This window comes from Caulobacter sp. GW821-FHT10E02, assembly GCF_059415225.1.
Genome location: NZ_JBWKMV010000002.1, coordinates 352,392 through 375,426, shown reverse-complemented (window position 1 = coordinate 375,426; position 23,035 = coordinate 352,392). Strand labels below are relative to the sequence as shown.

The 23,035-nt window shown below is 67.8% G+C and carries 21 protein-coding genes; 12 read left to right on the top strand and 9 right to left on the bottom strand.

From position 1 onward, the window contains the following. From AC07NI_RS11545 to AC07NI_RS11520, 6 genes are all read left to right on the top strand, one after another. Entirely contained in the window at positions 1 to 1,098 is a 1,098-nt protein-coding gene (locus AC07NI_RS11545) for an acyltransferase family protein (RefSeq protein WP_494618944.1), read from the top strand. Between the two features lie 66 nt (positions 1,099 to 1,164). After that, on the top strand, positions 1,165 to 1,866 hold the full coding sequence (locus tag AC07NI_RS11540; RefSeq protein ID WP_494618943.1) for a CHAP domain-containing protein: 702 nt from the start codon (positions 1,165 to 1,167) through the stop codon (positions 1,864 to 1,866). Between the two features lie 63 nt (positions 1,867 to 1,929). Next, the gene (locus AC07NI_RS11535; protein ID WP_494618942.1) at positions 1,930 to 2,889 is read left to right on the top strand and encodes a magnesium transporter CorA family protein; all 960 of its coding nucleotides are present in this window, start codon (positions 1,930 to 1,932) and stop codon (positions 2,887 to 2,889) included. Positions 2,890 to 3,010: 121 nt separating this feature from the next. Further along, the gene (locus AC07NI_RS11530; RefSeq protein WP_494618941.1) at positions 3,011 to 4,240 is read left to right on the top strand and encodes a pentapeptide repeat-containing protein; all 1,230 of its coding nucleotides are present in this window, start codon (positions 3,011 to 3,013) and stop codon (positions 4,238 to 4,240) included. 66 nt (positions 4,241 to 4,306) lie between these two features. Continuing rightward, the gene (locus tag AC07NI_RS11525) at positions 4,307 to 5,053 is read left to right on the top strand and encodes a MipA/OmpV family protein (protein ID WP_494618940.1); all 747 of its coding nucleotides are present in this window, start codon (positions 4,307 to 4,309) and stop codon (positions 5,051 to 5,053) included. Positions 5,054 to 5,127: 74 nt separating this feature from the next. Continuing rightward, positions 5,128 to 6,555, top strand: coding sequence for an alpha/beta hydrolase (locus AC07NI_RS11520; RefSeq protein ID WP_494618939.1), 1,428 nt, complete (start codon positions 5,128 to 5,130; stop codon positions 6,553 to 6,555). A 3-nt stretch (positions 6,556 to 6,558) separates the two neighbouring features. Here the strand turns inward: AC07NI_RS11520 and AC07NI_RS11515 are convergent, their stop codons facing one another. Continuing rightward, on the bottom strand, positions 6,559 to 7,419 hold the full coding sequence (locus AC07NI_RS11515; protein ID WP_494618938.1) for a crotonase/enoyl-CoA hydratase family protein: 861 nt from the start codon (positions 7,417 to 7,419) through the stop codon (positions 6,559 to 6,561). Between the two features lie 89 nt (positions 7,420 to 7,508). On the opposite strand from AC07NI_RS11515, the gene AC07NI_RS11510 reads away from it, so the two are divergent. Further along, on the top strand, positions 7,509 to 8,297 hold the full coding sequence (locus AC07NI_RS11510) for an SH3 domain-containing protein (protein WP_494618937.1): 789 nt from the start codon (positions 7,509 to 7,511) through the stop codon (positions 8,295 to 8,297). A 4-nt stretch (positions 8,298 to 8,301) separates the two neighbouring features. On the opposite strand, the gene AC07NI_RS11505 is transcribed toward AC07NI_RS11510, so the two are convergent. After that, the gene (locus AC07NI_RS11505) at positions 8,302 to 8,736 is read right to left on the bottom strand and encodes a DUF488 domain-containing protein (RefSeq protein WP_494618936.1); all 435 of its coding nucleotides are present in this window, start codon (positions 8,734 to 8,736) and stop codon (positions 8,302 to 8,304) included. Between the two features lie 70 nt (positions 8,737 to 8,806). Here AC07NI_RS11505 and AC07NI_RS11500 point away from each other — a divergent pair, with 70 nt between their 5' ends. Further along, the gene (locus tag AC07NI_RS11500) at positions 8,807 to 9,697 is read left to right on the top strand and encodes an alpha/beta fold hydrolase (protein ID WP_494618935.1); all 891 of its coding nucleotides are present in this window, start codon (positions 8,807 to 8,809) and stop codon (positions 9,695 to 9,697) included. Positions 9,698 to 9,817: 120 nt separating this feature from the next. Here the strand turns inward: AC07NI_RS11500 and AC07NI_RS11495 are convergent, their stop codons facing one another. From AC07NI_RS11495 to AC07NI_RS11465, 7 genes are all read right to left on the bottom strand, one after another. Next, a complete protein-coding gene (locus AC07NI_RS11495) occupies positions 9,818 to 10,762 on the bottom strand; it encodes a thioesterase family protein (RefSeq protein WP_494618934.1) in 945 nt (314 codons plus the stop codon). Positions 10,763 to 10,812: 50 nt separating this feature from the next. Beyond that, positions 10,813 to 11,298 carry a transcriptional repressor gene (locus AC07NI_RS11490; protein WP_494620520.1) on the bottom strand — a complete coding sequence of 162 codons (486 nt, stop codon included), beginning with the start codon at positions 11,296 to 11,298 and terminating at the stop codon, positions 10,813 to 10,815. A gap of 42 nt (positions 11,299 to 11,340) precedes the next feature. Beyond that, entirely contained in the window at positions 11,341 to 12,123 is a 783-nt protein-coding gene (locus tag AC07NI_RS11485) for an acid phosphatase (protein ID WP_494618933.1), read from the bottom strand. A gap of 66 nt (positions 12,124 to 12,189) precedes the next feature. Next, positions 12,190 to 12,963 (bottom strand): acid phosphatase, encoded by a 774-nt coding sequence (locus tag AC07NI_RS11480; protein WP_494618932.1) that lies wholly within the window; start codon positions 12,961 to 12,963, stop codon positions 12,190 to 12,192. 61 nt (positions 12,964 to 13,024) lie between these two features. Then, positions 13,025 to 14,077 carry a 1,9-bis(guanidino)-5-aza-nonane synthase gene (locus AC07NI_RS11475; protein WP_494618931.1) on the bottom strand — a complete coding sequence of 351 codons (1,053 nt, stop codon included), beginning with the start codon at positions 14,075 to 14,077 and terminating at the stop codon, positions 13,025 to 13,027. Positions 14,078 to 14,190: 113 nt separating this feature from the next. After that, entirely contained in the window at positions 14,191 to 15,909 is a 1,719-nt protein-coding gene (locus AC07NI_RS11470; protein WP_494618930.1) for a 6-pyruvoyl-tetrahydropterin synthase-related protein, read from the bottom strand. Between the two features lie 129 nt (positions 15,910 to 16,038). After that, entirely contained in the window at positions 16,039 to 17,298 is a 1,260-nt protein-coding gene (locus tag AC07NI_RS11465; RefSeq protein WP_494618929.1) for a type III PLP-dependent enzyme, read from the bottom strand. Positions 17,299 to 17,535: 237 nt separating this feature from the next. Here AC07NI_RS11465 and phnC point away from each other — a divergent pair, with 237 nt between their 5' ends. The 4 genes from phnC (at position 17,536) to AC07NI_RS11445 (ending at position 23,020) form a co-directional block, all read left to right on the top strand. Continuing rightward, a complete protein-coding gene (gene phnC, locus AC07NI_RS11460; RefSeq protein WP_494618928.1) occupies positions 17,536 to 18,327 on the top strand; it encodes a phosphonate ABC transporter ATP-binding protein in 792 nt (263 codons plus the stop codon). After that, the gene (gene phnD, locus AC07NI_RS11455; RefSeq protein WP_494618927.1) at positions 18,324 to 19,349 is read left to right on the top strand and encodes a phosphate/phosphite/phosphonate ABC transporter substrate-binding protein; all 1,026 of its coding nucleotides are present in this window, start codon (positions 18,324 to 18,326) and stop codon (positions 19,347 to 19,349) included. Before phnC ends, phnD begins: the two co-directional genes overlap by 4 nt. An 8-nt stretch (positions 19,350 to 19,357) precedes the next feature. Then, a complete protein-coding gene (phnE, locus tag AC07NI_RS11450; protein WP_494618926.1) occupies positions 19,358 to 20,176 on the top strand; it encodes a phosphonate ABC transporter, permease protein PhnE in 819 nt (272 codons plus the stop codon). A gap of 435 nt (positions 20,177 to 20,611) precedes the next feature. Beyond that, on the top strand, positions 20,612 to 23,020 hold the full coding sequence (locus tag AC07NI_RS11445; RefSeq protein WP_494618925.1) for a TonB-dependent receptor: 2,409 nt from the start codon (positions 20,612 to 20,614) through the stop codon (positions 23,018 to 23,020). The last annotated feature ends 15 nt before the right edge of the window (positions 23,021 to 23,035 follow it).

The following is a 23,035-nucleotide window of genomic DNA, read 5'->3' as shown; positions in this document are numbered from 1 at the left end:
ATGCAGGACGCCGCCCACATCAAGCCCCTGACCGCGCTGCGGTTCTTCGCCGCCTTCTGGGTGGTGATGTTCCACTATTGGCCCAAGCTGGACGTCGGCTTCACGCCGGCGATCGCGGAAAAGGGCTATCTGGGGGTCGAGGCGTTCTTCGTCCTGTCGGGCTTCATCCTCTGCCACGTCTATCTGCGCGGCTTCGGGGAAGCGCGGTTCCGCTATGGCGACTTCCTGTGGAACCGGCTGGCGCGGGTCTATCCGCTGCACCTGGCCACCCTGGCCGGCGTCGGGGCCATGGCGATCATCGCGGGCCTCGTCGGCATCTCCGTCGACGCCAACATCCTGGCCTGGAAAGCCCTGCCGGCCAATCTGCTGCTGATCCACGCCTGGGGCTTCGCACCCGTGTCGGGCTGGAACCACGCCTCGTGGTCGATCTCGGCCGAGTGGTTCGCCTATCTGACCTTCCCGGCCTTCGCCTTCGCGGCGTGGAGGCTGCGCGATCGGCCGCTGATCGCGGTGCTGGGCGCCCTGGCGTTCATCGCCGTGATCTATCCCGTCTTCCGGGCCCTGGCCGGTTTTCCGCTGACCGAGGCGACCATCCAGTGGGGCGCCTTGCGGATCGTGCCGTGCTTCGCCTTCGGCTGCGCCCTGCACGCCTTGTGGCGCTCGGACCGATTCCCCAGCCGACTCAGCGGCTACGGCGCCGCTTTATTGGGCATGGCCACGCTTGCCGCGATCCAGTTTTCCGCACCCGATCTGGTTATTGTGATGCTTCTCGGGGGGCTTATTTTCATGCTCGCGAGCCTCGCCAAGACCGGTTTCGAGTTTGCTGGACAGGCAGTCTTCGTCTATCTCGGCGAGATCAGCTACTCAACCTATATGATCTGCATCCCGTGGAAGATCCTGGCCATCAATGGCGCGACCAAGCTGTTCAATATCGAGGGCGACAAGCTGCCGGTGCTGATCTGGGTCGGGATTGTCGCCGCGCTGATCCCGCTGTCGGCGATCTCCTACCACATCATCGAAAGTCCGTGCCGGGAGCGCATGAAGACTTGGGCCGCTCACTGGAAACAGCGCCGTTTGGCGCTCGCGGGTGCGGCATAAACACTCTTTTCACGTCTATCTGGGAAGGTTATCCCTTGCCCAGTGACGCGGGGGAGTACCCACAGCATGACGAAACGGACCAGGGCCCTTCTGGGTTCCCTGCTTGCCGCCGCCATGATCAGCTTTGCGCCGGTGACGGCCAGCGCTGACGGCTATTGGCAATGCGTACCGTTCGCCCGTCTGATGTCGGGTATCCAGATCTTTGGCGACGCCCGTACGTGGTGGGGCCAGGCCGCTGGCAAGTATGACACCGGTTCGGTGCCGAAGATCGGCTCCGTCCTCTCCTTCAAGCCCACCGCCCGCATGAATCTCGGCCATGTGGCCTTCGTGAGCCAGGTGCTCACGGACCGGGTCATCCAGGTCACCCATGCCAACTGGTCGATCATCGAAGGCGATCGCGGCCAGATCGAAAAGGACGTCACCGTCGTCGACGTCTCGCCCAACGGCGACTGGACGCAGGTCAAGGTCTGGTACGATCCGATCCGCGACCTCGGCACCAGCGTCTATCCGACCAACGGCTTCATCTACCAGGACGCCCAGGCGACCAAGATCGCCGTCGCGACCAGCAAGATCGCCATGGCCCAGAACGCCGTGGTCTCGGCCGCCAAACAGGCCGCCAACCAGGTCGCCAATTCGGTTCGTTCCTCGCCGCTGGACATCATCGGCCAGGCCGCCGACTCGACCGATCGTATCGCCGCTCTGATCGAGGCCGCCGCTGGTGGTGGTTCGTCGAGCGACACGAGCAACAAGCAGAACGCCCCCCGCTAATTGGGAGCGCGTTGACCTTGAACGCGGGTCGGGGCACACCCGACCCGCAGCAAGGGCGGCTCAATGCTTAGAATTCTCCGTCATGGCGCTCCGGGCTTCGAGGCCGGCGGTCTGTCGCCCGATTGGCGGGTTCCCGCCGACGCCGTCTGGATCGAGCTGGTCGAACCCACCCGCGCCGAGGAAGTCGCCGTCGAGCAGTCGATCGGCCTGCTGCTGCCCACGCGGGAAGAGATGGCCGAGATCGAGGCCTCCTCGCGCCTCTACCAAGAGGACGGCGGCACGTTCATGACCGCCACGGTGCTGGTCAACGCCGACGGCGACCTGCCGACCGCCGCCCCCGTCACCTTCGTCCTGGCCGGGGCGCGGCTGATCACCATCCGCTATGTCGAGCCCAAGGCCTTCTCGGTGTTCGCCGCCCAGGCCGAGCGCCAGCCCAGCCTGTGCCCCAACGGCCTGCAGACGTTCCTCGGTTTGCTGGACGCGATCGTCGACCGCACCGCCGACATCCTCGAGCGCACCGCCGCCGAGGTCGAGATCCAGTCGCGCGCCATCTTCAGCCGCCCGCGCGGCACGGCGTTCGAGAGCATCCTCAACCGCCTGGGCCGGGCCCAGAACGTCAATTCCAAGGCCCGCGACAGCCTGGTCAGCCTGGCCCGCCTGCTCAGCTTCGCGGCCCTGGCCGACCAGTTCGACGGCTCCAAGGAACTGCGCGATCACCTGAAATCGCTGCAGCGCGACGTCCAGTCGATCACCGACCACTCCAGCTACGTGGCCAGCAACATCACCTTCCTGCTCGACGCGGCCCTGGGCCTGATCAACATCGAGCAGAACTCGATCTTCAAGGTGTTCTCGGTGTTCTCGGTGATGTTCCTGCCCCCGACCCTGGTGGCCGGCATCTACGGCATGAACTTCGTCCACATGCCCGAACTGCAATGGCTGGAGGGCTACCCCATGGCCATCGGCATCATGATCCTGGCCGCGGCCGCGCCGCTGCTGTGGTTCCGGCGGAAGGGCTGGCTCTAAAGAATCCGCGTGGCGCCGCGACAATCCACCGCGCTCTAAACGATGGCTTAAAGCTGATCTGGCACCTTGGGGACTGTTTCCCAGTTCACCGCGTACCCGCCGGAGCGTTCAGCGACCGCCCATGCCGCCCGCCGCGTCTTCACGACCGAGCCTGATCCGCAACCTCCACCCGTCCGCGGTGCGTGAGGCGCTGGAGAGCCATGCTCGTTACCTGAAGGGCCTGCCCAAGGGCCGCCGCGCGGTGCTGCAGTACGTCAACCTGAACAATTACGAGCTGGACGGCGTCGACCTGTCGGAGGCCGACCTGACCGGGGCGCTGCTGGGCGGGGCCTCGCTGCGCCGGACCAAGCTGACCCGCGCGGTGCTGTATGGCGCCGATCTTCGCGACTCCGACCTGCGCGACGCCGACCTGTCGCGCTGCGACATGCGCGGGGCCTGCCTGCGCGGGGCCAATCTGGGCGGGGCCAACCTTTCCAACTGCGACCTGCGCGAGGGCGTCACCGCCGTGCAGGACGGCGAGAAGGGTCTGCGGATCCTGGAGCACTCCAAGCGGCCGGGCGAGCTGGACTACGCCATGCTGCAGGGGGCCAACCTGAACGGCGCGCAGATGTCCGGGACGTTCGCGCGCCAGGCCGACTTCACCGACGCCGACCTCTCCAACGTCACCCTGCAAGGCGCCAAGCTGACCAACGCGGTCATGGACGGAGCCGACCTGTCGGGCGCCAACCTGCACAATGCCGACATGGCCAAGGTCTCGCTGCGCCGGGCGATCATGGTGGGCGTCGACGTCAGCGGCGCGGACCTGACCGACGCCGACCTGACCGAGGTGCTGCGCGCCCCGCCGCCGATCATCTATGTCGACGACCTGCCCCTCAACGAGGTGCTGGAAGCCCACGAGCTGTTCTGCAAGTCCGACGGCCGCGAGGGCTGGGCGGCCAAGGCGGCCGAGGTCGACTTCCGTCCCTTGCGCCGTCTGAAGGATCGCCGCCTGTCGGGCCTCTACGCCCCCAAGGCGGTGTTCTTCGGCATGGACCTGGACGGCGCCCAGCTGCAAGGCGCCAACCTGGCCGGCGCGGACCTGCGCGGGGCCAAGCTGCGCGGGGCCGACCTGCGCGGCGCGCGCCTCGTGGACGCCCAGCTGACCCGAGCCGACCTGACCGGCGCCAAGCTTGGCCCGCTGAAGATCGCCGAGGACCGGGTCATCCGCACGGACCTGACCCGCGCCATCCTGCGCGGCGCCAACCTCAAGGGCGTCAGCGCTCCGCGCGCGCGCTTCATCGAGGCCGACCTGAGCCGCGCCAACCTGACGGGCGCGGACCTGACCGACGCCGAGCTGCCGCCCAGCCTCTAGCCTCTCGCCTTGCTTCCCGATGGGGGACCGCCGCCGTGGCGGCGTCTATGGGCGAGGAGGCAAGACATGATCCTTTTCCCCGCGTCAGGCGGTGCGCCCGAGGCCGCCGCGCCGGCGTTCACCGTCCCGGCGTTGATGCACGACCGGACGGTGCTGGGCGTGGCCGTCGTCAGCGCGCCCCGCTACCAGGGATCGGACCGCTACCGCGTCGTCGCCGTGCCGGTGATCGAGCTGCGGTACGGCCGCTTCTTCGCCAATCCGCGCAAGGGGATCGGCTATCAGGTCGTCAAGACCCGCAAGCTGACCGTGTCGGCGGCGACGACCTATGTGCGCGGCTATCGCCAGGCGGACACGCCGGTCGGGATCGGGCGGCTGGGCAGCGGCGTCGGCGCGCGGGTCGCCGTCGACTACAAGACCCACGGCGTGCGCCTCACCCTGGGCGGGACCAAGGTCCTGTCCGGCGGCGTCGACGGCGCCCTGGTCGACGGCGGGGTTTCCGTCCCCGTCCCGCTCACGCGCCGCCTGGTCCTGATGCCCAGCGTCACGGCGACCTGGGCCGATCGCAGCTATAACGACCGTTACTTTGGGGTGACTGGGGTCCAGTCCACAGCTTCGGGCCTGCCGGTCTTCCATCCGGGCGGCGGGGTCAAGGACGTGACGGCCAGCCTGGCGGCCATCTACCGCGTCAACGACCGGATCAGCGTGGTGGCGACCGGCGCGATGGCCAATATCGTCGGCGACGCCAGGAACAGTCCGATCGTCCGCGACCGGACGCAAACCTCGGCCGTCGTCTCGATGACCTATCGCTTCTAGCACCGCTTTGGGCGAGAGGTCTTGCGGTGGGCATTAACCTTGGTGTTGATGCACCAAAACCGTGGGAGTTCTCGATGTCGCGTTTGTCCTGGATCGCCGCCGCCGGCGCTCTGGCCTTGACCTGTCTGGGCGCGAACGCCCACGCGGCCGCGCCCAAGCTCGAGAAGACCGCCTGCGTCGGCGACTACAAGGCCAGCGGCCTGAAGGTCGACTGCATGAACCTCGTCGTCGACGAGACCCGCGACAGCGCCAAGAGCCGCCGTATCAAGGTCGCCTTCGCCGTCGTCCATGCTTCGGAGCCCAAGGCCGGCCTGCCGCCGGTGATCTATCTGCACGGCGGTCCGGGCGGCTCGGCCCTGAAGGGCCTGCCGCGCATGCTGGCCAGCAAGACCTCGCGCGAGTTCGTGGCGCTGGATCAGGACTGGGTGTTCATCGACCAGCGCGGCGGCGGCTTCTCCAGCCCCAATCTCGACTGCCCCGGCACGCACCTGACCGACGCCGGCCCGCCCACCGACCAGGACGCGCAGGGCATCGTCGCCTGCCTGAAGGCCTTCCAGGCCAAGGGCGTCGACATCTCGCGCTACAACGCCGTCGAGGTGGCCAAGGACGTCCAGGACATCCGCAAGCTGCTCGGCTACCGCCAGATCGACCTGTTCGGCGGCTCGTACGGCACCCGCATCGAGGCGGCCATCCAGGCCCATGAGCCGCAGGGTGTGCGGGCGGTGGTGCAGGACTCGCCGTGGCCGCCCGAGGCCGACTGGACCGTCGGCGGCCCGGCCATGGTCTCGACCTCGATCGACATCGTCATGGCCAAGTGCGCGGTCGTGGCAGAGTGCGCCAAGCGCTACCCGGACCTGAAGGCCAAGCTGGCCGTGGTCGCCGAGCGCTTCCTGGCCGGTCCGCAGACCATCGGCGGCAAGACCTACACGGCCGACGATCTGGGCGGCTGGCTGATGGACGCCAGCTACTTCACCGCCGGCGTGCTGCCGCGCGACATCTGGAAGGTGATCGAGGGCGACATGGGGCCGGTCGCCGACTTCGTCGAGAGCCGCGACTACTACAGCGAGGGCCAGTTCATGACCCACCTGTGCAAGGAGGAGATCCCGTTCGAGAGCCGCGCCGCCGTGGCGGACGGCACCCAGAACGATCCGGTCGCCCGCCTGATGGTGGTGTCGATGCAGCGCATCCACGACGTCTGCAAGGCGCTGGACGTGGGTCCGATCTCCAAGGCCGAGCAGGCGCCGGTCAAGACCGCCATCCCGACCCTGTTCCTGGCCGCCGAGATCGACCCCGGCTGCCCGCCGCCCCTGACCCTGGCCGCCGCCAAGGGCTACCAGGGCTCGCAGGTGGTCATCGTGACGAACGCCACGCACGGAGTGAGCCGGAGCAGCCCGTGCACCCGCAAGATGATCCGCGGCTTCTTCCAGGATCCGACGAAGGCGGTGGACCGTAGCTGCCTGCCAGCGGCGGACACGCCGATGGCGTTCACCTACGCGGGGTAGGGCCTACATCTTCTTCTTCAGCGGCAGCAGGTCCGGATACACCGCGTCCCGCTTCTGCGCCTTCGCCGTGAACGCCTCGGCCATGTGGGCGCCGGAGAACATCCCTGTCTGCCAGGTCGCGATGTAGTCCAGGGCATCCGCGATCGAGTGGTCGCGGGCGTAGTTGATCATCACCTTGCTGCCGGCTACGGCCAGCGGCGACTTCTCGGCGATCTCGCGGGCTGTCGCCAGGGCGTGGTCGACCAGGGCCTCATGGGTGTCGAACACCTCGTTGACGAGGCCGATCTCCTTGGCGCGCTGGGCGGGCAGGCGGCGGCCCGTATAGGCCAGCTCGCGCACCCAGCCCTCGGGGATCAGCTTGCACAGCCTTGGGAAGGTGCCGACATCGGCGGTCATGCCGATGTTGATCTCCTGGATCTGGAAGAAGGCGTCGGCGCTGGCGTAGCGGATGTCGCAGGCGCTGACGAAGTCGACCGCCCCGCCGATGCAGCCGCCCTGGATGGCGATGATCACCGGCATGCGGGCCTTGTCCAGGCAGCTGAAGCTGTCCTGCAGCACGTGCACGAAGCGACGGAAGCTCTCGCCGGCCACGTGGCGGTCGCCGTCGCGGCTGGCGGTGACGCCCTCGTCGTCGGTGAACACCGAAAGATCCATGCCGGCGCTGAAGTGCTTGCCGGTCGAGGAGATGACGATGCAGCGGGCCCGCGCATTGTCATCAATATCTTTTACAATTGCGGGAAGCTCGTTCCAGAAGGGCCGTGTCATGGTGTTCATGGCTTCGGGGCGCTTCAACTGGATGTGCGCGACGCCGGCCTCGATCTCGACCTTGAAACAGCTATACTCGTCCTGATCGTGGCCGCTCATGCCTTTGGTCTCCCTTATCGTTGATTAGTCACTATCAACTGGGCGGGAGACGACCACAACACTGACCTGACGGAAGAGGAACTCCGCCAATGACCACCCGCAAGATGTTCTCCGCCCTGGCCATCGCCGCCACGGCTTCCAGCCTGGTCGCCGCGCCGGCCCCGGTGCTGGCCCAGTCGCGCGGCCTGGGCGGCCTGTTCGCCTGCGAGGGCTCGGGCGGCAAGCAGGAAGGCGGCGCCCTGATCGGCGCGGCGGCCGGCGCCCTGCTCGGCAACAAGGTCGGCGGCAAGAACAAGACCCTCGGCACCCTGGTCGGCGCGGCCGCCGGCGCGGCGGCGGGCGGCTATATCGGCTGCCGCATGCAGTCGACCGACGCGGCCCTGGCCGAGCAGGCGACGAAGAAGGCGCTGGAGACCGGCGTCGCCCAGACCTGGTCCAACAGTCGCACCGGCAATTCGGGCCGCATCTCGGTGCTGTCGTCCAGCTATGGCCCGCCGATCGACGGCCGCAACATCCGCTACGGCGCGGGCGTCCAGAGCCTGCCCAGCTACGAGGCCGCCGGCGGCGCCTATGTCGCCAGCTCGAACGCCAATCTGCGCGCGGGTCCGTCGACCAGCGCCAAGGTGGTCGGCAAGGTCGCGGCGGGCGAAAGCTTCGACGCCCTGGGCCTGGCCCCGAACGGCGGCTGGGTGCTGGTGGGCCGCAATGGCTACGCGGCCGGCTACGCCGCCGCCTCGCTGGTGCGTCCGTACGGCCAGCAGGTCGCCAGCTGCCGCGTGATCGACGCCTCGGTCGCCGGCGGCGGCCAGCGCGCCTCCAGCCAGCGCTACAGCGCCTGCAAGGATAACCGCGGCGAGTGGCAGGTCACCCAGGCCTAGGGGCCTAAAGGTCCACCACCTCGCACTTCAGGGTCTGGCGGATACGGTCCGCCACGATCCGACGGTGACAACAGTTCGGGTCGTCCTCGTAGCAAAGGAGGGCGACCCGTTTTGCTTTGGCGAGCTCCGTCGCTTGGGCCAGGGCCAGCACGGCGTCGGGCTCCTCCAGGTGGGCGTTGAAGATCGCGCGCATCTCGTCGGTCCGGCCGGCGCGGGCGGCCTCGCGGCCCGGCTTGGGCGTGCCCAGGGGCCGCAGGTGCAGGTAGTCGATGCCCTGGTCCTTGAGGCTGTTGCCCAAGAGCGTCTTGGAGAAGCCGGCCTTGCGCGAGCTGGCCACGGCGCGGACGTCGAGAACGAGTTCGACATCGGCCGCCTTCAGCCGATCGATCATCCCGCCTTGGGTGCCGGTCTCATAGCCGATGGTCGCGAGCTTATTCACGTGAGCCTCCATGGACGCGCGGTCGTCGCGGGCCTAACTTAACGCCCAACAGTCCCAAGGAGCCAAGTCGATGGACGCGGCCGTCTTTCGCGAACCTCGCAAGCGCTCCGTGGCCGTTCCCGGCGGCGAGATCGCGGCCCTGGAATTCGGGCCGACCGACCGGCCGATCGACGTGGTCTTCGTCCACGCCAACGGCTTCAACGCCCAGACCTATCGCGTGCTGCTGTCGCCCCTGGCGGCGGGCCTGCGCATCCTGGCCATCGACCAGCGCGGCCATGGCGACACGACCCTGCCCGCCGTCCCCGAGGGCCGCCGCTCGTGGCGCGATCTGCGCGATGACCTGACCGGCCTGCTGGACGCCCTGGACGGGCCGCCGCTGGTGCTGGCCGGCCACTCGATGGGCGGCACGGTCAGTCTCCTCGCGGCGGCCGAGCGTCCGGACCGGGTCAAGGGCCTCGTCCTGCTGGACCCGGTGATCATGCCGTGGCTGGCCACCCTCTACGCCAAGGCGCCCTGGACCTCGGGGCGGCTGTGGAAGCACATGCCGCTGGTCCAGTCGGCCCTGCGCCGCCGGGCCGTGTTCGACGACCGCGAGCAGGTGTTCGCCGGCTACAAGGGCCGCGGGGCCTTCAAGACCTGGCCCGAGACCATGCTGGCCGACTATGTCGCCGGCGGCTTCGTCCAGCGCCAGGACGGCAAGGTCGAACTGGCCTGCGCGCCCGCGTGGGAGGCCTCGAACTACGCCGCCCAGGCGCATGATCCGTGGCGGGCGGTGAAGGCGGTCAAGGTCCCGGTGCGGATTCTGAAGGCGGAGAAGCACTCGACCTGCATGGCCGGTGATGGTTTCGCGCGGCGGGGTAGGGACGTGAAGATCGAGGTGGTGGCGGGGACCAGCCACTTCCTGCCGATGGAGCGGCCGGATGTGGTGCGGGATGTGTTGTTCGATATGGCGACGGCTTAGCGCCCCCTCCGTCACGGCGCGTATTCGCGCCGCGCCACCTCCCCCGCAAGCGGGGCAGGAGGGAGTTTCTTCTCCTCCCCCGTGAAACGGGGGAGGTGGCCCGAAGGGCCGGAGGGGGCGCTAGAGCGCCAGCCCCTTCACCTCGTGCCTGCTCAACGCCTCCCGCGCCGCCTCGCTCACCGGCACAACCTTCCGCGCATCCAGATCGAACGTGATCGCCACCGCCTCGGAGGTCCCCCACGGTTCCCCCGTCGCCGGGTCGAGCAGCCAGTGGGCCACCCGCATCGTCCGCGCATCCGTCCCGATCAGCCCCGAACGGATCTCCACCCGATCCCCCGGCCGTGGCCAGGCCAGGTAGACGATCCGGTACTCCAGCACCGCGCCGCCGGTCCGTGTCGGCTTGCTGTCCGCGTGCGCCACCACGACGTCGCGGAACGGGTGGATGAACGAGCCGATGCCGTCCGAGACCCGGCCGATGAACTGCTCGGCGCGCATCCGTCCGTACACGTCGCAATCGGACGGCAGGAGCCCGCCCAGGCCGATCCGCGAGAGGCCCAGCGTTTCGGCGCGGTCCAGGCTGGCGGTCGGTGTGAAGGGTGACAGGTCGATGCTACGGGCCTGGGCCTTCTCCGGGACCTCCACCTTCAGGGCCGCCGCGCGCTCGTGGGCGATTTTGGGCCACGGGAAGGGCTGGCCCTCGCGCGGGGTGGCGTGGACGACGGTGGTCTGGAAGGTCGCGGCCAGCTCGCCCGAGCCCGGATGGACCAGCAGCTGCAGCAGCCGCGCCTCGGTCTCGCCCATCTCGATCACCCCGCCCAGCATGGTCAGGGGCGCGCCGGCATGGGCCTCGCGCAGGAAGCGGATGTGGTGTTCCTTGACCAGCAGGGTGGCGTTGGCGTCCGGCGAGAACGCCTGCGGCATGCCCAGTTCGGCGGCCAGGCCGATCAGCCCCTCCTGGGCGCGGACGACATAGTGGCGCACGTTCATGTGCCCCATCTCGTCGCAGTCCCAGGTATTGACGCCGCCGCGCCAGATCTCGACGCCGGGGAGGGTCTCAGCGGTCATGCAGCGTCTCGAACGATGTGGAACGATCGTTCGAGCCTAACGGTGTTCGCTCAGCCTCTGCAATCGGCGCAGAGGCCGTGGGCCTCGATCGTCACCGCCGTCAGGGCGTAGCCGGCCGCGGCGCCGGCGGCGATGATCTCGGCGCTGGCCTGGGGCTCGATCTCGCGGGTCGCGCCGCAGCAGTCGCAGATCAGGAAGGCGGCGGCGTGGCCGTCGGCCTCCTTGCGGCAGGCGACATAGGCGTTGAGGCTCTCGATCCGGTGGGCGAAACCCTGCTTCTCCAGGAAATCGAGGGCGCGGTAGACCGTCGGCGGCTTGGCCGGCGGGCCATCGCCCCCGAAGGTCGAGATCAGGTCGTAGGCCTTCACCGGCTGGCCGGCTTCCAGCAGCAGCTCCAGCACCCGGCGGCGCGGAGCCGTCAAGCGTTGCTCGGCGGCCGCGCAGCGGGCCTCGGCCGCCGCCAGCTCGTCCGCGAGGGCCGAGCCGGCGACGCCGTGATGGTGATGATCGTGTCCGCAGGAAGCGCCTTGGGCCATGCCCAAGAGGTAGAGGCCCACGTACGCGTATGCAACCTTCGACTAGTAGGGCGACTTCGCGATCAACGCGGCCTCGGCGTCGCACTGGGCCGGGGCGGTAGCGCTTTCACGGGCCTTGGCGATCTCCTCGCGCACGCCGTCCAGGTCGTCACGGAACGCCTTGGAGCCGTGCAGGGCGGCGACCAGGGCCGCGCCGTTGGTGCGGCCGGCGTCGACGGCGCTGGAGTTGTGCACGCCGCAGACCAGGCGGCTTTCGCCGAAGCTGCGCGCGCGGGCCAGGATCGGCGTGGCATGGGCCGGGTCGGCCTCGGCCAGGATCAGGCCGACGGTCCAGCCCCAGGTGGTGTGGCCCGAGGGATAGTCCGGGCTCTTGGCCAGGGCCTCGGACTTGTCGACGCAGATCGGGCCCTCGTCGATCAGGTAGGGGCGCTTGCGCTGGTAGAAGTCCTTGGGTTTGTTGACGGCGTCACCGACGTCGAAGCGGATCTTCATCAGCAGGGCGGTCAGCTTGGGCAGCTTTTGCGGGTCGGGCGTGAAGCCCATGGAACAGGCGAAGTCGGCCACGATCTTGCGCTCGTCGACGTCGTTCTGGGCCAGAGCCCAGCGCGGGGTGTCCTTCAGGGCGCGGGTGGCCAGGAAGATCTTGCGGTCGTTCTCGTAGCGCGGCTCGCCTTCCTTGGGCGCGGGCGGCAGGACCTTCATCGTGTCCAGCGCGCCGGGCGGCAGGTAGCCCAGCTGCTGCGGCGCCGCCTGGCGGGCGACCGCGAAGCCGGAAGCGGCGATGACGACGGCCGCGCCGGCGGCGAGGGCGAGCTTGAAGCGCATACGGAAGATCTCCCCGAACTAGGTGCGGGGACCCTGCCTTTCGAACGTGACAACAGCAAGGCTAGGCTAGAGCAGCGGCGCGCTCAGCAGGTTGGCCTCGGCGGTGCAGCGGGCCGGGTCGGGCGGGGTGGCCTGGGCGCGGGTGGCGTCCAGCTCGGCGCGGACGCCGGCCAGGTCGCTCTTGAAGGCCTCGGAGCTCCAGAGGGCGGCGATCAGGTTCTCGGCGGTCTTGCGGCCGGCCTCGACGGCGCTGGCGTTGTGGACGCCGCAGATGATCCGGCTTTCGCCAAAGGCGCGGGCGCGGGCCAGGATCGCTTCGGAGCGGTCGGGCGCGGCCTCGGCGAGCAGCAGGCCCACCGTCCAGCCCCAGGTGGCGTGGCCCGACGGATAGTCCGGCGACATCGCAAAGCCGAGGCTGGGCTTGATGCAGATCGCGCCCTTCTCCGAGCGGAAGGGACGGGGGTGGCGGTACTTCAGCTTGGTGGCGGTCACCGCGCTGTCGACCTGACGGCTGAGACGCAGCAGCATGGCGTCCAGCTTGGGATTACGTTCGCGGGTCGGGGTGTAGCCCAGCGCGCAGGTGTAGCGCTCCAGCAGGTGCTCTTCGTTGTCGTCGGCCTGGGCGATCGCCCAGCGCGGCGTGCCTTCCAGCTTGCGGGTGGCCAGGAAGATCTGGCGGTCCTTCTCGGCCTCCGGCGAACCCTTGGCGGGCGGCGGACCCAGGTGGTCGCGGGCGTCGAACTGCGCCTTGGTCAGGTAGCGGCCCGTGGGGGCGTCATCACCGCTCAGGGTGGCGCAGCCGGCTAGGAGCAGCACCGCAGAAAGGGCCAGAACACGCATACGAAAAGGGCCCCCGGAGAAACTCCGGGGACCCTGCATTTTCGCTAGAGTCGGATCAAGCTTACTTGCCGAACAGCTTGTTCCAACGCGGCTTCTCGCGGCCCTTCCAGGCTTCGCGGTGATAGGCGTCCGAGGCGATCAGCGGCACGACCGTGGTGGCTTCGGCGAAGACCATCTGTTCGTAGGTGGTCGAGACCTTGCCCCACGAAGCGGCTTCCTTCAGCGTCGACGACGAGCAGGCGCCGTCGCGGACGTCGGCGACCGTGATCTGGATGGCGTACTTGTGCATGTCGGCCTCGACGCCGAGGATCTCGGCGCAGACGACGGTGTCTTGCGCGAAGTTCTTCGGCACGCCGCCGCCGACCATGAACAGGCCCGTGGTGCCGGCCGCGATCTTGATGTCGGTCAGTTCGCGGAAGTCCGCGACCGCGTCGATCATCAGATAGGGCTGCTTGGCGGCGATCTTTTCCTTCTGGTGCTTGACCAGGCCAAAGCCCGCCGAGCTGTCGACGAAGGCCGGGCAGAAGATCGGCACGCCTTCTTCATAGGCGGTCTGGATCAGCGAGCCGGGCTTCTTGGCGTTGCCTTCCGACAGCCACTTGCCCATTTCCCAGATGAACTCGCGCGACGAGTAGGCGCGCGGCTCCAGGCGGTTGCAGATCTCCAGGATCGTGTGATCGCAGTTCTGCAGCTCTTCTTCGTCGATATAGGTGTCGTAGATGCGGTCGATGTAGTTGTCGCGCAGCACGTTGTCGTCGACCGGGCCGGCGGCCTGGTAGTGCTTGAAGCCGAGGGCTTCGAAGAAGTCCATGTCGACGATCGAGGCGCCCGTGGCGACCACGGCGTCGATCATGCCGTTCTTCACCATGTCGCGGTAGACGTGCATGCAGCCGCCGGCCGAGGTCGAACCGGCCAGGATCAGCCAGGGCGAGCAGCCCTTGTCGGCCAGGGCCATGTTGAAGATGTCGGCGGCGCGCGCGGTGTCGCGGCTCGAGAACGACATCTTGCGCATGGAGTCGATGATCGGACGGGCGTCGAACGACGTGATGTCGATGTGCTCGACGACGTTCTGCAGCAGTTCGGCCTTGGTGTTGTTCGGAACGGGAGCGTTCATGACAGAGGTTCCTCTGAAGGTGAGCGCCCGTCGTGACCCGCGAGCACGCCGGGACGGAGCGACCGGCGAGGGGATAGGTTGCAAGGGCGCGCTATATAGAAGGTTTGCGACGATTATCGAGTCCCAATCGCGGTTTCCGTCTTTTCCTGCCGCGAGCGTCGCCAACGGACCACGATCGGGCCGATCAGCAGGCCCGCGACGGCCAGCAGCGCGAGGAGGGCGATGGCGTCGCTGACGCGCTCCACCGGGGTTGGGACCTGGCGGATGCGGTAGATGTGCCGGCCGGCCTGAGCCTGGAACGACACGAAGCGCCAAGGGCCGTCGGCCTGGGCCTTCAGCGGGGTCTTGGCGCGGCCGTCGACGCGTTCGGCATGCCAGGTGGGGAAGTAGAAACGCTTGACCACGACCTTGGCCGGGGCGGGCAGGTCCAGGTCCATGGCCACGCTGCCGTCCGGGAAGCCGGTGGCGGCCAGCACCTTGCCGCCGGCCCCGACATCGACCAGCGGGCGCTCGGGGAAGCCACTGACCAGGTTCGGGTCGGTGAAGTCCGGATAGTAGGTCGCATAGCCCATCGGCAGGTGCTCGTTGGGCGCGCGGCCCGCCGCGATCAGCGACTGGCCGACGGGATCGACCGGATAGACGGTGACCGCGCGCAGGGTCGGCCAGGCCAGGACCAGCGCCCAGCCCGCCAGGACGGCGGGCACGCTCAGCATCCCTAGCAGCCGTCGCGGCCGGCCCGAGGCCGCGGCCAGGGCGATGGCGGTGACGGCGCAGAACTCGCTGACCACGATGATCCGGTAGGAGAACTGCACCTGGGACAGCAGCTGGATCTTCCAGACCCACGGGATGGCGTGCAGCAGCGTGGCCAGCACGGCCAGGGCGCCGAACACCATGGCGGGGACGGCGGTCTGGCGGCGCGGGGCGTCGAAGGCCGCCAGCAACGCGGCCAGGCCCGCCGCGCCGGCCCCCCAGCTCGACAGGGCCACGATCTTCATGAAGTTCGCCGACGGCCAGCGGTCCCAGGCCAGCAGGCCCCAGGACGCGGCGTCGTTGGCCCATAGCCAGTTCATCTGCGCCGCGCCCTGCATCAGCAGCGCGGGACCCAGATAGCCGGTGGCCAGGGCCAAACCCAGCAGGCCGCCCGCGAGGCAGCGGCCGGCGATGGCGATCCGCTCGGGGGAGGGGGCGGTCCAGACCCGCCAGGCGACCACGACGGGGATGATGATCAGGCTGACCAGCAGGGCGCTGGGCAGGTGCGACATCACCAGGGCGGCATAGGCGAGCGCCAGGCCCGGGATCGCTCGCCAGCTGGAGGCCGCGCGGTCCAGGCCCCACAGGACCCACGGCAGCACGGCGGCGGCGGCCAGCTCGGCGAAGGCGCCGCGGATGTAGAAGTCGACCGTGTGATAGGGCGCGACCATGTAGGCGACGGCCGCGACCAGCGCCCAGCGGTCTCCGGCCCGCTCCCGCAGCCAGGCGAACATGCCGCCGCCGGACGCCAGCGACAGGACGAAGCACGCCCAGGCCGTCAGATGCAGCGCGTCCAGCCTGTGGCCGCTGACGAAGTCCACCAGGGCGGCGACGTGGAAGGCCAGCGGCGGGTAGTAGTAGAACGACGGCGCGCCCAGGCCCTGGAAGGCGCCGGCCAGCCAGCGCGGCGGCCAGTCGCCGCGGCGCAGGGCGTCGACGAACTCATGCACCCAGATGGTGTTGTAGACGACGCTGTCGCTGGGCCCGACGCCCTTGATCAGGGTGTTGGCCGCGACCAGCTGGCCGGCCAGCAGCAACACGATCAGGATCGCGAAGGGGTTCAAGCCGTCGTTGGTACGCATGCGCCCTCCACTCAACCTCGGGAGTCCCTTTGTCGGGCGGTCGAGCGAAAGTCCAGGCGCAATGTCCGGTCGAAACGAAAACGGCCAGGGACGAGCCCTGGCCGTTGAAGTCGTGTGCGGACGATCGGCCTAGCGGCGGCGCTTGCGCTTGCCGGCCGCGCCCTTGGGGCGCGAGAAGCGGACGATCTTGCGCTCTTCGTTCTCCTGGCGGACCGCCGGGATCGAGCGCTTGGCCAGGCCGTACATCGAGGCCATCGGGGCGTCGTGCACCTGCGCGGTGTCGGTCTCGCCGAAGCCGTTGAAGCGGGTGTTCATGGCGACGCCATAGGCGCCGAGCATGCCGATCTCGATGTAGTCGCCCTCGTCGACGCTTTCCGGCAGGTAGAACGGGCCGGGCATGTGGTCGACGCTGTCGCAGGTCGGGCCGTAGAAGCGGAAGGGCTTGAGGCCCTCTTCCACGACTTCGCCGTTCTTGCGGTACAGCTTCACGGGGAACGGCCACTTCATGTGCGCGGCGTCGAACAGCGAGCCGTACGACCCGTCGTTCAGATAGAGCGCGTCGCCCTTCTTCAGCTCGACCTTGACCAGCAGCGACGAGGCCTCGGCCACCAGGGCGCGGCCCGGCTCGCACCAGAGCTCGGTGGTCTCGTGGACCATCATCTCGGCGAAGCCGCGGTCGATGGCCGCCAGATACTCGGAGAGATCCGGCGGGACCATGCCCGGATAGATCGACGGGAAGCCGCCGCCGACGTCAACGACATCGGCCAGCACGCCGGCGCGGACCAGCGCCCGCGAGGCCTGGGCCATCGCCGCCTGGTACGCCGTCGGGCGCATGCACTGGCTGCCGACGTGGAAGCTCAGACCCATCAGGTCCTGCGTGGCGCGGCGCGCGGCCAGCAGCAGGCCCGGAGCGTTGTGCGGCTCGACGCCGAACTTGCCCGACAGGCTGTAGGCCGCGCCCTCGGCCTGCACGCCCATGCGGACGATCAGGTTGAGGTCCTTGGCGTTGCCTGTGGAGTCCAGGATCTTGGCCAGCTCTTCGTGCGTGTCGAACGAGAAGGTCTTCACGCCGTGGTCGAAATAGGCGGCCGAGATGGCCACCCGGCTCTTGACCGGATGCATGAAGGCCATGCGCGAGCCCGGGGCCTGTTCGGCCACGAGTTCGATCTCGTTCAGCGACGCGACGTCGAACGACCGGACGCCGGCGGCGGCCAGGTCACGGATCACCCACGGCGAAGGATTGGCCTTCACCGCATAGAAGACGTCGCCCTTGAATTCGGACTGGAACCAGCGCGCAGCTACGGAAACCGCGTCAGGCCGCACGAGTGCGACGGGACGTTCCGGTGACCGCTCACGGACCAGGTCCAGGGGAGATTGGTACGTGCGCAATTCACGTAACCCCCTGTTGGAAGTTAAACCCAGGCCGGCGTTAGCAGCGTTTTAGAGGACTTCGGGTCCGCCGGAGCGAGCGAAATAGGGTCATTGTCCCGGGATGTAAAGTCCCTTTTGCGGCCCCGTTTTGAGACCAAACGATCCACCGGTTGTCACAAATACATTGCTTACCTGCCCCAAACCGGAGAACGCATTTCCCAAGCACCGAAACCACGTTAAGGATTCGCCCCGACCATGACGTCGGACCCTGTTCTTTCGATCCGCGCCGCTTCCAAGACCTTCGGGTCGCGACGCGCGCTGGACACCGTCTCCCTCGACGTCGCTCGAGGCGAGATGATCGCGCTCATTGGGCCTTCGGGTTCCGGGAAATCCACGCTCCTTCGCTCCATCGACGGCCTGCAGACCATCGACGACGGCGGCCACATCGACGCCTTCGGCGGCCCGGTCCAGGCCAAGGGCCGGGTGTCGGGCGAGGTGCGCAAGGCGCGCATCCGCATCGGCTTCATCGCCCAGCAGTTCAACCTGGTCGGCCGGCTGTCGCTGTTCAGCAATGTCGCCCTGGGCTCGCTGGGCCGCATCCCGTTCATCCGCGGCCTGTTCGGCCAGTGGCCGAAGGAAACCCGCGAGGCGGCCATGGCGGCCCTGCACCGCGTGGGCGTCGCCGACTATGCCGGCCAGCGCGCCAACACCCTGTCGGGCGGCCAGCAGCAGCGCGGCGCCATCGCCCGCGCCCTGGTCCAGAAGGCCAAGATCATCCTCGCCGACGAGCCGGTCGCCTCGCTGGACCCCGTCTCGGCGCGCAAGGTCATGGAGATCCTGCGTGATCTCAATCAAAGCGACGGCCTGACCGTCGTCGTCACCCTGCACCAGGTGGATTACGCCCTGCGCTACTGCGACCGGGTCGTGGCCCTGAAGGCCGGCCAGAAGGTCTATGACGGCCCGGCGGACGGCCTGAAACGCGAACAACTCATCGATATCTACGGCCCGGAATTCGAAGACGTCTTCTGGGAAGGAGCCCCACAATGATCAGCCGCCGCTCGGCCCTCGTCATCGCCGCCAGCCTGTCGGCCCTGGCCCTCGCCTCGTGCGGCCAGAAGTCCGAAGCGCCGGCCGCCAAGGACACGATCACCTTCTCCATCCTGTCGACCGAGTCGGCGCAGAACATGGAGAGCTACTGGAAGCCGATCCTGGCCGACATGGAGAAGCAGACCGGCCTCAAGGTGAAGCCGTTCTTCTCGTCCAACTACTCGTCGCTGATCGTCGCCATGGGCGCCAAGCAGACCGACCTGGGCTGGTTCTCGAACCAGTCGGGCCTGGAAGCCGTGCGCCGCTCGAACGGCGAGGTGTTCGCCCGCACGTTCGACCCGTCGGGCACCGACGGCTACAAGTCGGTGATCATCGTCCCGGCGGGCAGCAAGATCCAGACGATCCAGGACCTGCTGAAGTGCGACAAGACGCTGAACTTCGGCATCGGCGACAAGAAGTCGACCTCCGGCACCCTGGCCCCGATGACCTACGTGTTCATCCCGGCCAACAAGAAGCCGGAAGCCTGCTTCAAGACCGTGATCAGCGCCAACCACCAGGCCAACCTGTTCGCGGTGGCCAACGGCAAGCTGGACGCGGCGACCAACAACTCCACCGCCATCGGCCTGTCCAAGGCGCGCGGCGAAGGCGTCACCGACAAGATCCGCGTGATCTGGGAATCGCCGACCCTGCCCGAGGACCCGATCGTCTGGCGCAAGGACCTCGACCCGGTCGTGAAGGAAAAGCTGCGCCAGTTCTTCCTGACCTATGCCCAGGGCGACACGCCGGAGGCCCAGCAGCAGCGCGGCTATTTGAAGAAGCTGTCCATCGGCGGCTTCAAGCCGGCCGACGACACTCACCTGCTGGTCGTGCGCGAGATGGAAGCCACCGAGCAGCTGGGCCTGGCCCGCGAGGACGGCGACAAGGCCAAGATCGAAGCCGCCCAGAAGGTTCTGGAAGGCATCAAGACCCAGCGCCTGGCGGCCGAGGGCAAGGCGGGCGTCGCCGCGACGCCCGCCAACTGAGGTCCTAGATGAGCGACGCTACTGTTCCCGCGCCGCCCAAGCGCTCGGCCTCGGCCCTGGCCTTCGACACCGCCCTCTGGGGCGGGGTCATCCTGCTGCTGATCCTCAGCTTCAAGCCGGCCGAGATCGACAAGTTCCCGCAGCTGTTCACCGACACCGAGCGGACCGGCAACTTCGCCAAGCTGTTCTTCAAGCCGTTCACCGACCCGGCGCTGTTCATGTCGATGGATTGGGGCCTGTTCATCGGCAAGATGTGGCAGACCATCCAGATGGCGCTGTGGGGCACGGCCCTGGCGATCATCGCGGCCATCCCGCTGGGCCTGCTAGGCGCGCGCAACATCGCGCCGGTGTGGATCCAGCAGCCGGTGCGCCGGATCCTGGACCTGATCCGCTCGGTCCCCGACCTGGTCGTGGCGCTGATCTTCATCACCGCCGTGGGCCTGGGCCCGTTCGCCGGCGTGATGTCGATCATGTTCAACACCGGCGGCGTGCTGGCCAAGCTGTTCGCCGAGGCCGTCGAGTCTATCGACAAGGCCCCGGTCGAGGGCGTGCGCGCCACGGGCGCCGTGAAGCTGCAGGAGATCGTCTGGGGGGTGATCCCGCAGGTGGCCCCGCTGTGGACCAGCTACGCCCTCTACCGCTTCGAGTCGTCGAGCCGCGCGGCCACCGTGCTGGGCATCATCGGCGCGGGCGGCATCGGCCAGATTCTGTTCGACTCGATCAACGCCTTCCAGTTCGATCAGACCGGCTGCATCGTGCTGGTCATCGTCGTCGCCGTGTCGCTGATCGACCTGCTGTCGCAGATCATCCGTACCCGTCTGCTGTAGGCGGCGTCCCCATTTTGTGGCGAGCACCCCCTGTGGCGTGTGCTCGCCCGGATGGACTGTTCCGTGTTCCCCAGATTCCAGGATCGCGTCGGCCAGTTGGCGGGGCGCGAAACCATGCATCCTTGCTTGTCGATCCTAGATTCCGGTAGCGGCGCGGGAGGTGTGCGTCCGTCGCGCCAAGATAATCGCAACCATACAATTCTAGTGGTGATTAGAAAAAGAAGCGGTACCCGATATACGAACCGCAATTTGCAGTTGTTCGGCGAACGTCATTCTCTGAAATGATCCAGAAACACTTTGACATAAACCACGATGTTTCTGGGCGCCGTGTTTGTGGCGCAAAATTATCACGTCGTAAAACGTACATATGGGCGTCACGGAAGCATCACTGCTGACGGCCTAATCCCCCGGTCACCAACAAGGGGATACCTCTAGATGCGTAAATATCTCGAAGGGGCGGCAGTGATCGCCCTCGTGATGGCCACGGCTCAAGCCGCCTACGCCGCCGACACCGCCGCCGCTTCGGACAACACCTCGCTGGACCAAGTGGTCATCACCGCGACGAAGCGTGAGACCAACCTCCAGAACACCCCGATCGCCGTTTCGGTGCTGAGCGCCACGGCCATGGCCGACCGCCACGCCGAGAGCCTGATCAGCCTGATGGACGGCGCGATCCCCTCGCTGCGCGTCGCCACGTTCGAAGCCCGCCAGTCGGCCCTGACCGTCGGCATCCGCGGCATCGTCCCCTTCGACGCCAACCAGACCGCCCGCGACCAAGGCGTCGGCGTCTATATCGACGGCGTCTATCTGGGCCGTCAGCAAGGCCTGAACGTCGCCCTGCTGGACCTGGAGCGCGTCGAAGTGCTGCGCGGCCCGCAAGGCACGCTGTTCGGCCGTAACACCGAAGGCGGCGCGGTCAGCATCGTCTCGAAGGGCCCGTCGGGCGTGGCCGGGGGCCGCATCGTCGCCGGCGTGGGCAACTACGGCGCCTACACCGCCGAGCTGCACCAGGACTTCCAAGAGTTCAACGGCCTGTCGATCAAGGTCGACGGCCTGCTGCAACACCAAGACCCGACCATCAAGAACCCGATGGCGGGCCAAGCCGGCTGGAACCAGTACGACCGCAAGGGCGGCCGCATCCAGGCGCTCTACAAGCCGAACGACAAGTTCAGCGCCCTGATCGCGATCGACTACGCCAAGGACGAGAACACCCCGTTCTTCAGCCAGCTGATCAACTACAACCCCTATGGCAAGCGCGTCCGCACCCTGGCTGAAGTCACGGCCACGGCCAGCGCTCCGGCCGGCACGATCAACCCGCTGGCCCCGCTGGTGAAGATCCACACCGACCGCCAGAAGGTCTCGGACATCGGCACCGTGCAACAGCCGAGCCTGGACGAGACGGGCGGCGCCATGATGACGCTGAAGTACAACGTCTCGCCGAACCTGCAGCTGCGCTCGATCACCGCGGCCCGCGCCGTCGGCACGAACCAGTGGGACAACTCGGGCGTCGAAGCCCGTAACGTCTTCGCCCCGAACGCCACGTTCGGCCGCTACAGCCTGTCGGACCTGTACCAGAACCAGTACAGCCAAGAGTTCCAGGCTGTCGGCGACTTCGGCGACACCTTCCAGTACGTCGCTGGCCTGTACTACTTCAAGGAACACGCCAAGGAATCGGCCGCCACGCCGTTCACCAACCAGTGGAACGCCGACGGCACCGCCTACACCATCCGCTCGTCGGCTGGCACGTCGAAGGCCGCTGCCGGCACCGCCGGCTGGGAGCGCGGCACGCGCTTCCTGACCCGCGCCTCGGAAGCCGACGCCGAGAGCTACGCCATCTACGGCCAGGGCACCTACACCCCGGCGACGATGGAAAAGCTGCACCTGACGGTTGGCGGTCGCTACACCAAGGACAAGCGCGACGGCACGCTCTACATCGTCAACGGCAAGGCCACGAACTTCACCTTCACCTACGACAAGGGCCGCTTCGACCCGCTGGTGAACCTGGCCTATGACGCGGCTGAAGGCGTCAACCTGTACGCCAAGTACTCGACCGGCTACCGCGCCGGCGGCGCCAACGACCGTTCGCAGACCTTCCAGGCGTTCGACGCCGAAAAGGTCAAGGCGTACGAAATCGGCGCCAAGATGGACTTCCTCGACAACCGCGTCCGTCTGAACCTGGCCGCCTACGCCATGAACCGCGACGGCACCCAGATCGACTTCGACAACGTCGACACCACCCCCGGCAGCCCGACGCAAGGCGCGCACACCGAGGAAACCCGCAATGCGCCGGGCACCTCGAAGATCCGCGGCTTCGAAGCTGACCTGACCGCCCAAGTGACCAACCAGATCGTGGTCGGCGTCTCGTACGCCTACACCGACGTGAAGGTCCCGGCCGCGCCGTTCCCGTTCACGGGCAACGCCGACGTCCCGCTGGGCACGCCGTTCCCGGTCAACGTGGTCTACACGCCGCCGAACGCCGCCTCGGCCTATGTCGACTTCAAGCAGCCGGTCGGCTCGATGACGTTCAAGGCTCACCTGGACGCCAACTACGCCGACGCCCAGTACTCGTTCCAGACCGAGTTCGCCGACGTTTCGCCGACCGGCAAGCTGGTCCAGAACGTCGCCGTCAAGGGTGACAGCAGCTTCATCGTCAACGGCAACCTGACCCTGGGCGACATCGCCATGGGCGACGCCGGTTCGGCCAGCCTGTCGCTGTGGGCTCGCAACCTGCTGAATGAATCGCACATCTACCGCATCTCGGCCGCCAACCGCGGCACGATCGGCGACTACGCGAACTTCAATCCGCCGCGCACCTACGGCATCGAACTGCGCGTGAAGTACTAGGATCCAGCTTCTGGT

Excerpts from the sequence above, each read along its gene's own strand:
- phnC (WP_494618928.1), top strand. The coding sequence starts at position 17,536 with ATGACGTCGGACCCTGTTCTTTCGATCCGCGCCGCTTCCAAGACCTTC.
- AC07NI_RS11485 (WP_494618933.1), bottom strand. The coding sequence starts at position 12,123 with ATGCGCTTCAAGCTCGCCCTCGCCGCCGGCGCGGCCGTCGTCATCGCC.
- AC07NI_RS11510 (WP_494618937.1), top strand. The coding sequence starts at position 7,509 with ATGACCACCCGCAAGATGTTCTCCGCCCTGGCCATCGCCGCCACGGCT.
- AC07NI_RS11525 (WP_494618940.1), top strand. The coding sequence starts at position 4,307 with ATGATCCTTTTCCCCGCGTCAGGCGGTGCGCCCGAGGCCGCCGCGCCG.
- AC07NI_RS11520 (WP_494618939.1), top strand. The coding sequence starts at position 5,128 with ATGTCGCGTTTGTCCTGGATCGCCGCCGCCGGCGCTCTGGCCTTGACC.
- AC07NI_RS11545 (WP_494618944.1), top strand. The coding sequence starts at position 1 with ATGCAGGACGCCGCCCACATCAAGCCCCTGACCGCGCTGCGGTTCTTC.
- AC07NI_RS11540 (WP_494618943.1), top strand. The coding sequence starts at position 1,165 with ATGACGAAACGGACCAGGGCCCTTCTGGGTTCCCTGCTTGCCGCCGCC.
- phnD (WP_494618927.1), top strand. The coding sequence starts at position 18,324 with ATGATCAGCCGCCGCTCGGCCCTCGTCATCGCCGCCAGCCTGTCGGCC.
- AC07NI_RS11530 (WP_494618941.1), top strand. The coding sequence starts at position 3,011 with ATGCCGCCCGCCGCGTCTTCACGACCGAGCCTGATCCGCAACCTCCAC.
- AC07NI_RS11515 (WP_494618938.1), bottom strand. The coding sequence starts at position 7,419 with ATGAGCGGCCACGATCAGGACGAGTATAGCTGTTTCAAGGTCGAGATC.
- AC07NI_RS11535 (WP_494618942.1), top strand. The coding sequence starts at position 1,930 with ATGCTTAGAATTCTCCGTCATGGCGCTCCGGGCTTCGAGGCCGGCGGT.
- AC07NI_RS11500 (WP_494618935.1), top strand. The coding sequence starts at position 8,807 with ATGGACGCGGCCGTCTTTCGCGAACCTCGCAAGCGCTCCGTGGCCGTT.
- AC07NI_RS11480 (WP_494618932.1), bottom strand. The coding sequence starts at position 12,963 with ATGCGTGTTCTGGCCCTTTCTGCGGTGCTGCTCCTAGCCGGCTGCGCC.
- phnE (WP_494618926.1), top strand. The coding sequence starts at position 19,358 with ATGAGCGACGCTACTGTTCCCGCGCCGCCCAAGCGCTCGGCCTCGGCC.
- AC07NI_RS11470 (WP_494618930.1), bottom strand. The coding sequence starts at position 15,909 with ATGCGTACCAACGACGGCTTGAACCCCTTCGCGATCCTGATCGTGTTG.
- AC07NI_RS11445 (WP_494618925.1), top strand. The coding sequence starts at position 20,612 with ATGCGTAAATATCTCGAAGGGGCGGCAGTGATCGCCCTCGTGATGGCC.
- AC07NI_RS11495 (WP_494618934.1), bottom strand. The coding sequence starts at position 10,762 with ATGACCGCTGAGACCCTCCCCGGCGTCGAGATCTGGCGCGGCGGCGTC.
- AC07NI_RS11475 (WP_494618931.1), bottom strand. The coding sequence starts at position 14,077 with ATGAACGCTCCCGTTCCGAACAACACCAAGGCCGAACTGCTGCAGAAC.
- AC07NI_RS11490 (WP_494620520.1), bottom strand. The coding sequence starts at position 11,298 with ATGGCCCAAGGCGCTTCCTGCGGACACGATCATCACCATCACGGCGTC.